The sequence below is a fragment of the Microbacterium sp. Gd 4-13 genome, assembly GCF_003095395.1.
Lineage (GTDB): Bacteria > Actinomycetota > Actinomycetes > Actinomycetales > Microbacteriaceae > Microbacterium.
Map to the genome: position 1 here is coordinate 857839 of NZ_QEIJ01000001.1, position 14355 is coordinate 872193.

Annotated in this window: 8 protein-coding genes and 1 tRNA gene; 8 read left to right on the forward strand and 1 reads right to left on the reverse strand. The window is 68.0% G+C overall.

The window, feature by feature from the left end:
* Window positions 1–3: 3 nt before the first annotated feature.
* From lgt to DEA06_RS04130, 6 genes are all read left to right on the forward strand, one after another.
* Window positions 4–1005, forward strand: a complete 1002-nt coding sequence (lgt, locus tag DEA06_RS04105; protein ID WP_116646631.1) for a prolipoprotein diacylglyceryl transferase — start codon at window positions 4–6, stop codon at window positions 1003–1005.
* Window positions 1006–1060: 55 nt separating this feature from the next.
* Entirely contained in the window at window positions 1061–5641 is a 4581-nt protein-coding gene (gltB, locus tag DEA06_RS04110; protein WP_116646632.1) for a glutamate synthase large subunit, read from the forward strand.
* Complete coding sequence (locus tag DEA06_RS04115) at window positions 5634–7100, forward strand: glutamate synthase subunit beta (protein WP_116646633.1); 1467 nt, start codon at window positions 5634–5636, stop codon at window positions 7098–7100. Before gltB ends, DEA06_RS04115 begins: the two co-directional genes overlap by 8 nt.
* A gap of 49 nt (window positions 7101–7149) precedes the next feature.
* Complete coding sequence (gene pyk, locus DEA06_RS04120; protein ID WP_116646634.1) at window positions 7150–8598, forward strand: pyruvate kinase; 1449 nt, start codon at window positions 7150–7152, stop codon at window positions 8596–8598.
* A gap of 65 nt (window positions 8599–8663) precedes the next feature.
* Window positions 8664–8746 (forward strand) — tRNA-Leu (locus DEA06_RS04125).
* A 100-nt stretch (window positions 8747–8846) separates the two neighbouring features.
* On the forward strand, window positions 8847–9464 hold the full coding sequence (locus DEA06_RS04130; protein ID WP_116646635.1) for a response regulator: 618 nt from the start codon (window positions 8847–8849) through the stop codon (window positions 9462–9464).
* 54 nt (window positions 9465–9518) lie between these two features.
* Here DEA06_RS04130 and DEA06_RS04135 read toward each other — a convergent pair whose 3' ends face one another.
* Window positions 9519–9950, reverse strand: a complete 432-nt coding sequence (locus tag DEA06_RS04135) for a hotdog fold thioesterase (protein WP_116646636.1) — start codon at window positions 9948–9950, stop codon at window positions 9519–9521.
* A 55-nt stretch (window positions 9951–10005) separates the two neighbouring features.
* Between DEA06_RS04135 and polA the strand changes: the two genes are divergently transcribed.
* Both polA and DEA06_RS04145 read left to right on the forward strand, forming a co-directional pair.
* Window positions 10006–12645 carry a DNA polymerase I gene (gene polA, locus DEA06_RS04140; protein ID WP_116646637.1) on the forward strand — a complete coding sequence of 880 codons (2640 nt, stop codon included), beginning with the start codon at window positions 10006–10008 and terminating at the stop codon, window positions 12643–12645.
* A gap of 9 nt (window positions 12646–12654) precedes the next feature.
* Window positions 12655–14328: a DUF885 domain-containing protein gene (locus DEA06_RS04145; RefSeq protein WP_116646832.1), complete on the forward strand. Its 1674-nt coding sequence runs from the start codon at window positions 12655–12657 to the stop codon at window positions 14326–14328.
* Window positions 14329–14355 lie beyond the last annotated feature (27 nt).

Here is a 14355-nt window from a genome sequence, read left to right on the forward strand (position 1 = left end):
CTCATGACGTTCGTTCCTACGAGCGCGCCTATCAGCGTGCTCGCCAGCATCCCGAGTCCGGAGATCAACCGGTTCTTCATCGGACCCGTGCCGATCCACTTCTACGCCCTGTGCATCATCGCGGGGATCGTGGCCGCGGTGTTGCTGACGAACTACCGCCTCACCAAGCGCGGTGCCGAGCCCTGGGTCGTGATCGACATCTGCCTGCTGGCGGTGCCGCTCGGAATCATCGGCGCTCGGATCTACCACGTGCTCACGCACCCCGGCGATTACTTCGGCGAGGGCATCAACACGTGGAATCCATTCATGCCGGGCTCCGTCTGGGCGATCTGGGAGGGCGGCATCGCCATCTTCGGTGCGCTCATCGGCGGCGCGGTCGGGGCGTATCTGGGCTGCCGGTGGACGGGGATCCGCTTCTGGACCTTCGCCGACGCCCTCGCGCCGGGCCTCATCATCGCGCAGGCGCTCGGCCGTTTCGGCAACTGGTTCAACCAGGAGCTCTTCGGTCTGCCGACCGATCTGCCGTGGGGCCTCGAGATCGACAGCGACAACCCGGCGTTCCCGCCGGGTTTGCAGCCCGACACCCTCTTCCACCCCACATTCCTCTACGAGGTGCTGTGGAATCTCTTCGGCGCGCTCGTCATCATCCTCGCCGCACGAGCCTTCCACCTGCAGTGGGGGCGCGTGTTCGGGCTCTACCTGATCTGGTACGGCACAGGACGCGCGATCTGGGAGACGATCCGCATCGACCCCAGCGAGATCATCCTCGGCCTCCGCACGAACGTGGCGGCAGCGCTCCTGGGCGTCGTCGTCGGTCTGGTCATCATGATCGTGCAGAAGCGTCGCCACCCCGGCTACGAACCGTCGCCGTACATGCCGGGTCGCGAGGCCAAGGGTGCAAGGGCTGTACAATCGCCTGAACCCCACGACTTCGTCGACGTGAGCGAGCCGCCCGCGACAACATCATCCGTCGGCAGCGCCACAAGCACCTCCGTCACGAAATAAATCCTTCCAGGGCCGACGTCGTCCCATCCTGAGAATCAACGTGAGGACGGCAGGTATGCCTTCGAGCTCCCGTTCCGCCGCCGCCGTCGGCGGCGCGTTCCCCGCAAAGCAGGGGATGTACAACCCAGCCTTCGAGAAAGACGCGTGCGGTCTGGCCATGGTCGCGACGCTCCGCGGCGAAGCCGGCCACGACATCGTCGAGCTGGCGCTGACGGCGCTGCGCAATCTCGAGCACCGCGGTGCGATCGGCTCCGACGCCGGCACCGGCGACGGGGCGGGCATCCTGACGCAGATGCCGGACGCTTTCCTGCGTGCCGTCGTCGACTTCGAGCTGCCTCCGATGGGGGAGTACGCGGCCGGCATGATCTTCCTGCCGATCGAGTCCGAGGCCCGCGCCGAGATGAAGGCGGGTATCGAACGAATCGCAGCGGCAGAGAACCTCGTCGTGCTCGGGTGGCGCGACGTGCCCACCGATGACGAGCACCTCGGCAAGCTCGCCTACGAGGCACGCCCGGCCTTCGAGCAGCTGTTCGTCTCCCGCCCGGCCGTCGGCGACGCCGCGGCCCTGTCGGGCATCGAGCTCGACCGTCGGGTCTACCGGCTGCGCAAGCGCGCGACCATCGAGCTCAGCGCCTACTTCGTGTCGCTGTCCAGCCGCACCCTCGGTTACAAGGGCATGGTCACGACGCTGCAGCTCGAGCCGTTCTACCCCGACCTCCAGGACGAGCGGTTCGTATCGGAGCTCGCCGTCGTCCACTCGCGGTACTCGACCAACACCTTCCCGTCGTGGCCGCTCGCTCAGCCGCTGCGCATGCTCGCCCACAACGGCGAGATCAACACCGTCAAGGGCAACCGCAACTGGATGCGCGCGCGTCAGTCGCAGCTCGAGTCGGAGCTGCTCGGCGACATCCGGCCTCTCCTGCCCATCTGCACCGACGGCGCCAGCGACTCGGCCTCGTTCGACGAGGTGCTCGAGCTGCTCACCCTCACCGGTCGCAGCCTTCCGCACGCGGTCATGATGATGGTCCCCGAGGCGTACGAGAAGCAGGCGACCATCGCGCCCGACCTGCGCGCCTTCTACGACTACCACTCGATGCAGATGGAGCCCTGGGACGGCCCGGCCGCGCTGATCTTCACCGATGGCACGCTCGTCGGAGCCACGCTCGACCGCAACGGCCTGCGCCCCGGTCGCTGGACCGAGACGACCGACGGTCTCGTCGTGATCGGCAGCGAGACGGGCGTGCTCGACTTCGCACCCGAGCGCATCAAGAGCCGCGGCCGCCTGCGCCCCGGACGCATGTTCCTGGTCGACACCGCGCAGGGTCGCATCGTCGACGACTCGGAGATCAAGGCGCAGCTCGCCGCACAGGAGCCGTGGCAGGAGTGGCTCGACGCCGGGCGCGTGCGCCTGTCGGAGCTGCCCGAGCGCGAGCACATCGTGCACCCGATCGCCTCGATCACCCGTCGTCAGCGCACCTTCGGGTACACCGAGGAGGAAGTGCGCATCCTCCTGACCCCGATGGGTCAGAAGGGCGCCGAGCCGCTCGGCGCGATGGGCAGCGACACCCCCGTCGCGGTACTCAGCGAGCGACCCCGTCTTCTCTTCGACTACTTCACGCAGCAGTTCGCGCAGGTCACGAACCCGCCGCTGGACTCGATCCGCGAAGAGGTCGTCACCTCGCTCGCACTCGGGTTGGGCCCCGAGCGCAACCTCCTGCAGTGGGGCGCCGACCACACCCGCACCGTGACGCTCGACTTCCCGGTGATCGACAACGACGAGCTCGCGAAGATCCAGCACATCGACACCGCCCTTCCCGGGCGCTCCTCGGTGACGATCCGCGGCCTCTACCGCGTCGAGGCCGGCCACAAGGGCATGCAGAAGCGCCTCGCGCAGATGTGCCGCGAGGTCGACCACGCGATCGAGGACGGCGCCGAGTTCATCGTGCTCAGCGACCGCGACTCGAACAAAGACCTCGCGCCGATCCCGTCGCTGCTCATGCTCGCGGCCGTGCATCACCACCTCATCCGCAACGAGACCCGCATGAAGGTGGGCCTCGTCGTCGAGGCGGGCGACGTCCGCGAGGTGCATCACGTCGCGACGCTCATCGGCTACGGCGCCTCCGCGGTCAACCCGTACCTCGCGATGGAGACCGTCGAGTACCTCGTGCGCGCCGGCCGCATCACCGACGTCACCCCGCAGAAGGCCGTCAAGAACCTGATCTACGGCCTCGGCAAGGGCGTGCTGAAGATCATGTCGAAGATGGGCATCTCGACGGTGTCCTCCTACGCGGGAGCGCAGGTCTTCGAGGCGATCGGTCTGTCGCAGGAGCTCGTCGACGCCTACTTCACGGGCACCGAGACGAAGCTCGGCGGAATCGGCATCGACGTCATCGCGGCCGAGAACGCCGCGCGTCACGCCTACGCCTACCCCGAGGACGCCGCCGTGCGCGCGCACGAGCGTCTGTGGACCGGCGGCGAGTACCAGTGGCGGCGTGACGGCGAGCCGCACCTGTTCAACCCCGACACGGTCTTCCGTCTGCAGCACGCCACGCGCGAGCGGCGCTACGACATCTTCCGCGAGTACACCAAGCTCATCGACGACCAGGCCCAGGAGCTGAAGACGCTGCGCGGCATGTTCGGGCTCCGTCAGGGGGTGCGCCCTCCCGTGCCGCTCGACCAGGTCGAACCGGTGTCGGCGATCGTGAAGCGCTTCTCCACCGGAGCGATGAGCTACGGCTCGATCTCCCAGGAGGCGCACGAGACCCTCGCCGTGGCGATGAACAGCATCGGCGCGAAGTCCAACACCGGAGAGGGCGGCGAAGACGTCGACCGCCTGCTCGACCCGGTTCGCCGCAGCGCCATCAAGCAGGTCGCCTCGGGCCGATTCGGTGTGACCAGCCTGTATCTCACCCAGGCCGAGGACATCCAGATCAAGCTCGCCCAGGGCGCGAAGCCCGGCGAGGGCGGTCAGTTACCCCCGACGAAGGTCTACCCCTGGGTGGCGCGCACGCGTCACGCGACCGCGGGCGTCGGGCTCATCTCGCCCCCTCCGCACCACGACATCTACTCGATCGAAGACCTCAAGCAGCTCATCTTCGACCTGAAGCGGGCCAACCCCGAGGCGCGTATCCACACGAAGCTCGTCAGCCAGTCGGGCATCGGTGCGGTCGCCGCGGGCGTCGCCAAGGCGCTCAGCGACGTGATCCTCGTCTCGGGCCAGGACGGCGGCACGGGCGCGAGCCCGCTGAACTCGCTCAAGCACGCCGGCACGCCCTGGGAGCTGGGTCTGGCCGAGACGCAGCAGACGCTCATGCTCAACGGCATGCGCGACCGCGTGGTCGTCCAGGTCGACGGTCAGCTGAAGACCGGTCGTGACGTGATCGTCGGCGCCCTCCTCGGCGCCGAGGAGTTCGGGTTCGCGACCGCCCCGCTCGTCGTCTCTGGCTGCATCATGATGCGCGTCTGCCACCTCGACACCTGCCCGGTCGGCGTCGCCACGCAGAATCCCGTCCTGCGGTCGCGCTTCACCGGTAAGCCGGAGTTCGTCGTGAACTTCATGGAGTTCATCGCCGAGGAGGTGCGCGAGTACCTCGCCGAGCTCGGATTCCGCTCGCTCGACGAGGCCATCGGCCACGCCGAGCTCCTCGACGTCAACGGCGCCCTCGACCACTGGAAGGCGAGCGGTCTCGACCTCGCGCCGATCCTCGAGGGCCCCCGCTTCGCGGACGACGTTCCCCGCCGCCACGGCCGGGAGCAGAACCACGAGCTGGAGGAACACTTCGACGTGCAGCTCATCGAGCGCGCGCAGGACGTGATCGCCCACGGCGGTCACGTCGAGATCGACCTGCCGATCCGCAACACCGAGCGAGCCGTCGGAACCATGCTGGGCCACCGGGTCACGCGCGCCCACGGCGAGAACGGGCTGCCCTCCGGATCCATCGAGGTGCGCCTCACCGGCTCCGCGGGCCAGTCGTTCGGAGCGTTCATGCCCTCCGGCATCACGCTCCGCCTCGAGGGCGACTCGAACGACTACGTCGGCAAGGGGCTCTCGGGCGGGCAGATCGTGATCCGGCCGCCGCGCGATTCGGCGTTCGCCGCATCCGAGAACGTCATCGCCGGCAACGTCATCGGGTACGGCGCGACGCAGGGGTGGATGTTCCTCAACGGCGTGGTGGGGGAGCGGTTCTTCGTCCGCAACTCCGGCGCGACGGCCGTCGTCGAGGGCGTGGGCGACCACGCGCTCGAGTACATGACGGGCGGTTTGGCCGTGATCCTCGGCGCGACCGGCCGAAACCTCGGCGCGGGCATGTCGGGCGGAACGGCCTACATCTACAAGCTCGACGAGGCCCTCGTGAACCGCGAGGCTCTCGCCTCCGGCGAGCTCGAACTCGGACCCCTCGGTTCGGGCGACGCCGAGATGCTGCGCGACCTGCTCGAGCAGCACCGAGCTGAAACGGGTTCGACCCTCGCGGGCGAGCTGCTCGACGACTTCGAGGCAGAGCTCGCCAATTTCGTCCGTGTGGTGCCGCGCGACTACGCCGCGGTGCTGCAGACGCGTCAGACCGCCGTCGACGAGGGGCTCGACCCCGACGGAGACGTGGTCTGGAGCCGCATTCTGGAGGTGACGGGTGGCTGACCCGAAAGGTTTTCTGAAGGTCACGGACCGTGAGGTGCCCGCTCGGCGCCCCATTCCCGTGCGCATCATGGACTACAAAGAGGTCTACGAGCCGGGCGATTCCGCCGTGCTCCGGCGTCAGGCGGGTCGCTGCATGGACTGCGGCATCCCGTTCTGCCACAAGGGCTGCCCGCTGGGCAACCTCATCCCGGAGTGGAACGACCTCACGTGGCGGGGGGAGGGCCGCTCGGCGATCGAACGCCTGCACGCGACCAACAACTTCCCCGAGTTCACCGGACGCCTGTGCCCCGCCCCGTGCGAGAGCTCGTGCGTGCTGGGCATCAACCAGCCGGCCGTGACGATCAAGCAGATCGAGGTCTCGATCATCGACGAGGCGTTCTCGAACGGCTGGGTCGAGCCCGAGCCCCCGGGACGCCTGACCGGCAAGACGGTGGCCGTCGTCGGCTCCGGTCCCGCCGGACTCGCCGCCGCACAGCAGCTCACCCGTGCGGGCCACACCGTGGCGGTCTACGAGCGCGACGACCGCATCGGCGGCCTGCTGCGCTACGGCATCCCCGACTTCAAGATGGAGAAGCGCCACCTCGAGGGGCGCCTGCGCCAGATGCAGGACGAGGGCACCCGCTTCCGCGCGGGCGTCGAGATCGGCAAAGACATCACCTGGGACGCCCTGCGCGCCCGCTACGACGCCGTCGTGATGGCAACGGGTGCCACTCTGCCGCGCGACCTGCCGATCCCCGGACGCGACCTCGACGGCGTCCACTTCGCCATGGAGTACCTCGTCGAGTCGAACAAGGCCGTCGCGGGCGACCAGGTGCCGCACCAGATCTCGGCGGAGGGCAAGCACGTCGTCGTCATCGGCGGCGGCGACACCGGCGCCGACTGCATCGGCACCGCCCACCGCCAGGGCGCACTCAGCGTCACCAACCTCGCGATCGGCAAGCAGCCCCCCGAGGAGCGCCCCGAGACGCATCCCTGGCCCATGACGCCGACGCTGTTCGAGATGACCTCCGCGCACGAGGAGGGCGGCGAGCGGATGTTCCTCGCCTCGACCGTCGAGTTCCTCGGCAACGCCTCGGGCGAGGTGCGCGCGCTCCGCGTGGCCGAGACCGAGTACGTCGACGGCCGCCGCATCCCCAAGAGCGGCACCGAGCGCGAGATCCCCGCCGACCTCATCCTCATCGCGATGGGCTTCACCGGTCCCGAGCGCACGCAGCTCGAAGACCAGCTCGGTGCGCAGTTCACCGGACGCGGAGCCGTCGAGCGCGACTCGACCTACGCGACCACGGCACCGGGCGTCTTCGTCGCCGGCGATGCCGGTCGGGGACAGTCGCTCATCGTGTGGGCCATCGCCGAGGGGCGCGCCGCGGCCGCCGAGGTCGACCGGTTCCTGATGGGTTCCACCGAGCTTCCCGCGCCAGTGCGTCCGTCCGATGTCGCGATCGGCCTTCTGCCCGCGTAGGCTGGCCGAGGCCTTCCACCCGACCCCCATCTTTCGGAGAAAAATACCGATGAGACGCGCCAAGATCGTCGCAACGCTAGGACCCGCCACATCGACCTATGAGAGCGTTCGCGCGATCATCGACGCGGGTGTCGACGTCGCCCGTCTGAACCTCAGCCACGGCGACTACTCCGTGCACGAGGGCAACTACGCGAATGTGCGTCGGGCTGCCGACGACGCCGGCAAGCCGGTCGCGATCCTCGTCGACCTGCAGGGGCCGAAGATCCGCCTCGGTCGCTTCTCCGACGGCCCGCACGAGCTCGCCGCCGGTGACATCTTCAAGATCACCGTCGAAGACATCGTCGGTACCAAGGAGATCGTGTCGACGACCTTCAAGGGCCTGCCGCAGGACGTGAAGCCCGGCGACTACCTCCTGATCGATGACGGCAAGGTGCGCGTCCAGGTCATTGAGACCGACGGCGTGACCGTGACGACCGAGGTCATCGTCGGCGGACCGGTCTCGAACAACAAGGGCATCAACCTCCCGGGCGTGGCCGTCAACGTGCCCGCGCTGTCGGAGAAGGACGAGGACGACCTCCGCTGGGGTCTGCGTACCGGCGCCGACCTCATCGCGCTCTCGTTCGTCCGGGATGCGTCCGACATCGAGCGCGTTCACGTGATCATGGCCGAAGAGAACCGCACGGTTCCCGTCATCGCCAAGATCGAGAAGCCGCAGGCGGTCGACAACCTCGAGGCCATCATCGACGCGTTCGACGGCATCATGGTCGCCCGCGGCGACCTCGGCGTCGAGCTGCCGCTCGAAGCGGTGCCGATCGTTCAGAAGCGCGCGGTGGAGCTTGCCCGCCGCATGGCGAAGCCCGTCATCGTCGCGACGCAGATGCTCGAGTCGATGATCACGAACCCCGTGCCCACCCGCGCCGAGACCAGCGACGTCGCCAACGCCGTCCTCGACGGTGCCGACGCCGTCATGCTCTCGGGCGAGACCAGCGTCGGACAGTATCCGGTCGGCGTCGTCGAGACGATGGCTCGGATCGTCGCCTCCACCGAAGAGCACGGTCTGGACCGCATCGCGCGTCTGACGACCAAGCCGCGCACCCAGGGCGGGGCCATCACGCTCGCCGCGATCGAGGTCGCCGAGTTCGTCGAAGCGAAGTACCTCTGCATCTTCACCGAGTCGGGCGACTCCGCGCGCCGTATGTCGCGCCTGCGCTCTCCCATCCCGATGATCGCGTTCACGCCCGAGCCGGGCATCCGTCGCCGTCTCGCCCTCACCTGGGGCGTGCGATCGACCCTGGTCGAGCACGTCGAGCACACCGACATGATGTTCCTGCAGGTCGACGACTACTTCCTGTCCAACGACCTCGCGAAGGTCGGCGACAAGGTCATCGTCATCTCCGGTTCCCCTCCCGGAATCGCGGGGTCGACCAACGACCTGCGCGTACACAAGATCGGCGACGCCGTCCACGGCGCAGCGCCCATCTACCAGCGCGAAGCCTGATCCTTCGCACGGGCGTCCGGGGTTCTCGGACGCCCGTGCGATATGGTTCGGATGCTGAAGTGCTCGCCGGTGTGGCGGAACGGCAGACGCGGGGCACTCAAAATGCTCTGTCCGAAAGGGCGTGTGGGTTCGAATCCCACCACCGGCACTCCAGTGAGAAGTCCATCATCCGTGAATTCGGTTCCTGGCTCCTTTCCCCCACCCCGGGTATCGGCGGGTATGCCGACCCCCTGTCTTAGGATGAATACGTGACTGACCTAGATCCGGGCACCGCGCCCGTGGCATCCGCCCCCCGCCGTGTCGTGGTCGCGGAGGATGAGTCGCTCATCCGCCTCGACATCGTCGAGATCCTGCGTGACAACGGCTTCGACGTCGTCGGCGAGGCGGGCGACGGCGAGACCGCGGTGCAGCTCGCCACCGAACTGCGCCCCGACCTCGTCATCATGGACGTCAAGATGCCGCAGCTCGACGGCATCAGTGCCGCGGAGCGGCTGAGCAAGAACCACATCGCCCCGGTGGTGCTGTTGACGGCGTTCAGCCAGAAGGAGCTCGTCGAGCGCGCCAGCGAGGCGGGTGCCCTCGCCTACGTCGTGAAGCCCTTCACGCCCAACGATCTGCTCCCGGCGATCGAGATCGCCCTGGCCCGCTACGACCAGATCATCACGCTCGAGGCCGAGGTCGCCGACATGGTCGAGCGCTTCGAGACGCGCAAGCTCGTCGACCGCGCCAAGGGTCTGCTGAACGAGAAGATGGGCCTCACCGAGCCCGAGGCGTTCCGCTGGATCCAGAAAGCGTCCATGGACCGACGCCTCACGATGCAGGACGTGGCCAAGGCCATCATCGAGCAGCTCGCGCCGAAGAAGTAGCGCGGCCTCGCCAGAGCCTCACAAGAACGGATGCTGAGAACCAGCATCCGTTCTTCATTTCTGCGGTGCGTCCTTGATGTGGTTCGTGATGCGGACCGTCGAGCAGCGTCGTCCCTGCTCGTCGGTCACGACGATCTCGTGGACCGTGATCGAACGACCGAGGTGGATCGGCGTACACACTCCCGTCACGATGCCCGAGGTGGCTGATCGCGTGTGGGTGGCGTTGATGTCCACGCCGACAGCGAGCCTGCCCGGACCGGCGTAGAGGTTCGCGGCCATCGACCCCAGCGACTCGCCGAGCACGACGTACGCGCCCCCGTGGAGCAGGCCGACCGGCTGGGTATTGCCCTCGACGGGCATGGTGGCGACCGCTCGTTCCACCGTGAACTCGACCCACTCGAAGCCCATCTTCTCGGCGAGGGAGCCCATTCCGCGCCCCCGCACCCATTCGAGACCGGCGGAGGAGTCGGAAACGGTCTCGGTCATGGTCGCCTTCGCTCGGTGACGGATGAGTGTCGTCGGGCCTCGTTAGCATTGACGAGTGACGGACTCCGGAAAGCCTACCCTTCTCGTCGTCGACGGCCATTCGTTGGCATATCGGGCGTTCTACGCCCTCCCCGTCGACAATTTCTCGACGAAGGACGGCCAGCACACGAACGGCATCTACGGATTCCTGTCGATGCTCGTGAACCTGATCAAGGCCGAGCAGCCCACGCATCTCGCTGTGGCCTTCGACACCTCCCGGCAGTCGTTCCGCACCCGCGAGTACACCGAGTACAAGGCCAACCGCTCCGAGACGCCGTCCGAGTTCAAGGGGCAGATCCCGATCCTCCAAGACTGTCTGGCGGCGATGAGTATCCCCGTCATCCAGAAAGAAGACTTCGAGGCCGACGACATCCTCGCCACGCTCGCGACGCAGGGCGCCGCCGAGGGCTTCCACGTGCTGGTCTGCTCGGGCGATCGCGACACCATCCAGCTCGTCACCGACGACGTCACCCTGCTCTATCCGAACGTTCAGGGCGTCTCGCAGTTGAAGCGCTACGACCCGACTGCCGTCGTCGAGAAGTATGGACTGCCACCGGCCCAGTACCCCGAGATCGCCGCTCTCGTCGGCGAGACGAGCGACAACCTGCCGGGCGTGCCCAAGGTCGGCGAGAAGACCGCCGTGAAGTGGCTGACCCAGTACGGCTCGCTCGACGCGCTGCTCGAGAACGCCGACAAGGTGACGGGCGTCGTCGGCAACAACCTGCGCGAGCACCTCGACGACGTGCGGCGCAACCGGCGCCTGAACCGTCTCCTCACCGACGTCGAGCTTCCCCTGGCTCCCGCCGATCTCGCCGTACGGCCCATCGATGCCCAGGCCGTCCGCGACATCTTCGCGCGACTCGAGTTCCGCACCCTGTTGCCACGCGTGTTCGAGGCGGCGGGGGTAGACCAGTCGTCGGGAAGCAGCGCCGACGCGCCCACCGCCGAGGCACCCGCCTCGCCCGAGCTCGACGCCGCGGCACTGGCCGCCTGGGCCGGGTCTGCCGAGGGACAGGTCGCGGTCACCGTGGTCGTCGCCGGCGGGCAGCCGACGCGCCTCGGACTCGCGACGACGGATGCTGCGGCCGAGGGGGAGTGGACCCCCGAGCTGTCGACGGCCATCGCACCCTGGCTCGCCTCCTCCTCGCCGAAGGTGTTCGCCGACGCCAAGCCTCAGGTGAAGGCCCTCTCGCGAGCCGGTCTCGACGTCGGCGGGCTCGTCTTCGACGTCATCCTCGCCGGTTGGCTGCGGCGCCCGAGCTTCCCCGACAAAACGCTCGCCGACCTCGTCGACCGCTACCTCGGCGAGAAGCTTCCCGAGGCAGACCCGACCCAGCTCGTACCCGAGACCGAGGGCGCAACGCCGGGGCAGGTCTCGTGGTTCACGCTCCGGGTCGCCGAAGCGCTGGCCGCCGAACTGCCCGACAGCGTGCGGCAGGTGTTCGACACCATCGAGCTGCCCACCCTTCGTACGCTCGCGGCCATGGAGCTGGCCGGCGTCGCGGTGTCGCACGACAAGCTCTCGTCGTTCTCCGCCGAGTTGGGGTCGCGCGCCGACCGTCTCGCCGAGCAGGCCTATGCGGCGATCGGGCACGAGGTGAACCTCGGCTCGCCGAAGCAGCTGCAGGAGGTTCTGTTCGAAGAGCTGCAACTGCCGAAGACCCGCAAGACGAAGACGGGTTACTCGACGGATGCCGCGGTGCTGGCCGACCTGCAGGACTCCCATCCGCATGCGTTCCTCGATCTGCTCCTCCAGCACCGCGAAGCCACGAAGCTGCGGCAGATCATCGACTCCCTCGACGTCGCGATCGACGACGGCGGTCGCATCCACACCACCTACGTGCAGACCGGCAGCCAGACCGGGCGCCTGTCGAGCACCGACCCGAACCTTCAGAACATCCCGATCCGCAATGAGGAGAGCCGCCGCATCCGTGCCGCGTTCGAGGTCGGCGAGGGGTACGAGACCCTTCTCACCGCCGACTACTCGCAGATCGAGATGCGGATCATGGCGCACCTGTCGGGCGACCCCGGCCTCATCGAGGCGTTCAACTCGGGCGAGGACCTCCACCGTTTCGTCGGCGCACGGGTCTTCGGCGTGACGCCCGAAGAGGTGACCGCACCGATGCGAACGAAGGTCAAGGCGATGTCGTACGGGCTCGTCTACGGGCTGTCGGCGTTCGGACTCTCGAAGCAGCTGCGCATCGAGCAGAGCGAGGCGAAACAGCTCATGATGGAGTACTTCGCGAGGTTCGGTGCCGTGCGCGACTACCTCCGCTCCTCGGTGGAGCAGGCCCGCATCGACGGGTACACCGAGACGATCTTCGGCCGCCGCCGCCCGTTCCCCGACCTGACGAGTCCCAACCGGGTGCTCCGCGAGAACGCCGAACGCGCGGCCCTCAACGCCCCCATCCAGGGGAGCGCCGCCGACATCATGAAGATCGCGCTCTTCCACATCCACGACGATCTGGTCGCCGCCGGTATGCGTTCCCGCGTGCTGCTCCAGATCCACGACGAGCTCGTGGTCGAAGTGGCCGCGGGGGAGTGGCAGCAGACAGAAGAGATCGTCCGCGCCCGCATGGGCGACGCCGCGACGCTCTCCGTGCCGCTCGACGTACAGATCGGGCGCGGGGGTGATTGGGACGAGGCAGGTCACTAGGCTCGAATGATGACCGACGCTCCTCGTACCTCCACACCGATCGACGCGATCGCAGACGCCTGGGTCGACACTCTGGCCGAGATCTCGCCCACGACCGCGACGTACATCGGCCGATCCGAGTTCAACGACCGTTACGGCGACTACTCGCCCGACGGCCACGCACAGTACATCAGTGCCGTCCGCGACACGATCTCGAAGCTCGAGAGCGCTCAGCCCGTCGACGCGATCGACGCGGTCACCCAGGAAGACCTGCTGCGCGAGCTGAAGCTCGACGTCGAACTCGACGACGCGCAGTGGCACCTGCGCGACCTGAACGTCATCGCCTCTCCCGCGCAAGACATCCGTCAGGTGTTCGACCTCATGCCGACGGCGACCGTCGACGACTGGTCGGTGGTGGCCACGCGCATGCGAGCGCTGCCGTCGGCGATCGAAGGCTACGTCGAGACGCTCAAGGAGGGCATCGCGCAGGGCGTGGTGCCCGCCCGGCGCCAGGTCGTCGAGGTAGCGACGCAGATCGCCCGCTACACCTCCGACAGCGGCTTTTTCACCGAGTTCGCCGGTGACGCCGCCCCCGAGTCCGGGCAGCTCCCGGCCTCGCTCGCCCGGGATCTCGCCGACAGCGCGAATGCGGCGCGTGTCGCCTACGACGCGCTGGGCCGCTTCCTCACGGCCGAACTCGCCCCCGTCGCGACCGAGAAGGACGCCGTCGGACGCGAGGTGTACCCGCTGCACTCCCGTCGCTTCCTCGGCGCCACGATCGACCTCGACGAGACCTACGAGTGGGGCGTTGAAGAACTCGCCCGCATGGTCGCCGAGCAGGAGTCCATCGCGAACGAGATCCTCCCCGGCGCCACCGTCGAGGAGGCCGTGGCGTTCCTCGAGAACGACCCGGCACGCAAGCTCCACGGCACCGAAGAGCTGCAGAAGTGGATGCAGGAGACGAGCGACCGCGCCGTCGCCGAACTGGGCGCGACCCACTTCGACATCCCCGAGCCCATCCGTCGGCTGGAGTGCATGATCGCCCCGACGCGCGAGGGCGGCATCTACTACACCGGCCCGACCGACGACTTCTCGCGTCCGGGGCGTATGTGGTGGTCGGTCCCCGAGGGGGTCGACGACTTCGACACGTGGCGCGAGCTCACGACCGTGTACCACGAGGGCGTTCCCGGACACCACCTGCAGATCGCGCAGGCGGTCTATAACCGTGCGCAGCTGAACTCCTGGCGCCGACTCCTGGCCGGCACGTCGGGTCACGCCGAAGGGTGGGCGCTGTACGCCGAGAGGCTCATGGAGCAGCTCGGGTTCCTCGACGACCCCGCCGACCGACTCGGCATGCTCGACGGACAGCGCATGCGGGCAGCGCGTGTCGTTCTCGACATCGGCGTACACCTCGAGAAGCCGCGCCTGTCGGGCGACGGCGTGTGGGACCACGACTACGCGCTCGACTTCATGCGGCGCAACGTCAACATGTCCGACGAGTTCGTGCAGTTCGAGGTCAATCGCTATCTCGGATGGCCGGGCCAGGCGCCGTCATACAAGGTCGGGCAGCGCATCTGGGAGCAGGCACGTGACGAAGACCGCGACCGGCGCGGGGACGCCTTCGACATCAAGGACTTCCACAAGCGCGCGCTCGACATCGGAGGCGTCGGACTCGACACCCTCCGCAGCGCGCTCAAGAACTGACGCGGAGCGGGAATAGCCCGCGGGCAC

Coding starts and splice junctions, on each gene's coding strand:
- lgt (WP_116646631.1), top strand. CDS start 4: ATGACGTTCGTTCCTACGAGCGCGCCTATCAGCGTGCTCGCCAGCATC.
- gltB (WP_116646632.1), top strand. CDS start 1,061: ATGCCTTCGAGCTCCCGTTCCGCCGCCGCCGTCGGCGGCGCGTTCCCC.
- pyk (WP_116646634.1), top strand. CDS start 7,150: ATGAGACGCGCCAAGATCGTCGCAACGCTAGGACCCGCCACATCGACC.
- DEA06_RS04135 (WP_116646636.1), bottom strand. CDS start 9,950: ATGACCGAGACCGTTTCCGACTCCTCCGCCGGTCTCGAATGGGTGCGG.
- DEA06_RS04145 (WP_116646832.1), top strand. CDS start 12,655: ATGACCGACGCTCCTCGTACCTCCACACCGATCGACGCGATCGCAGAC.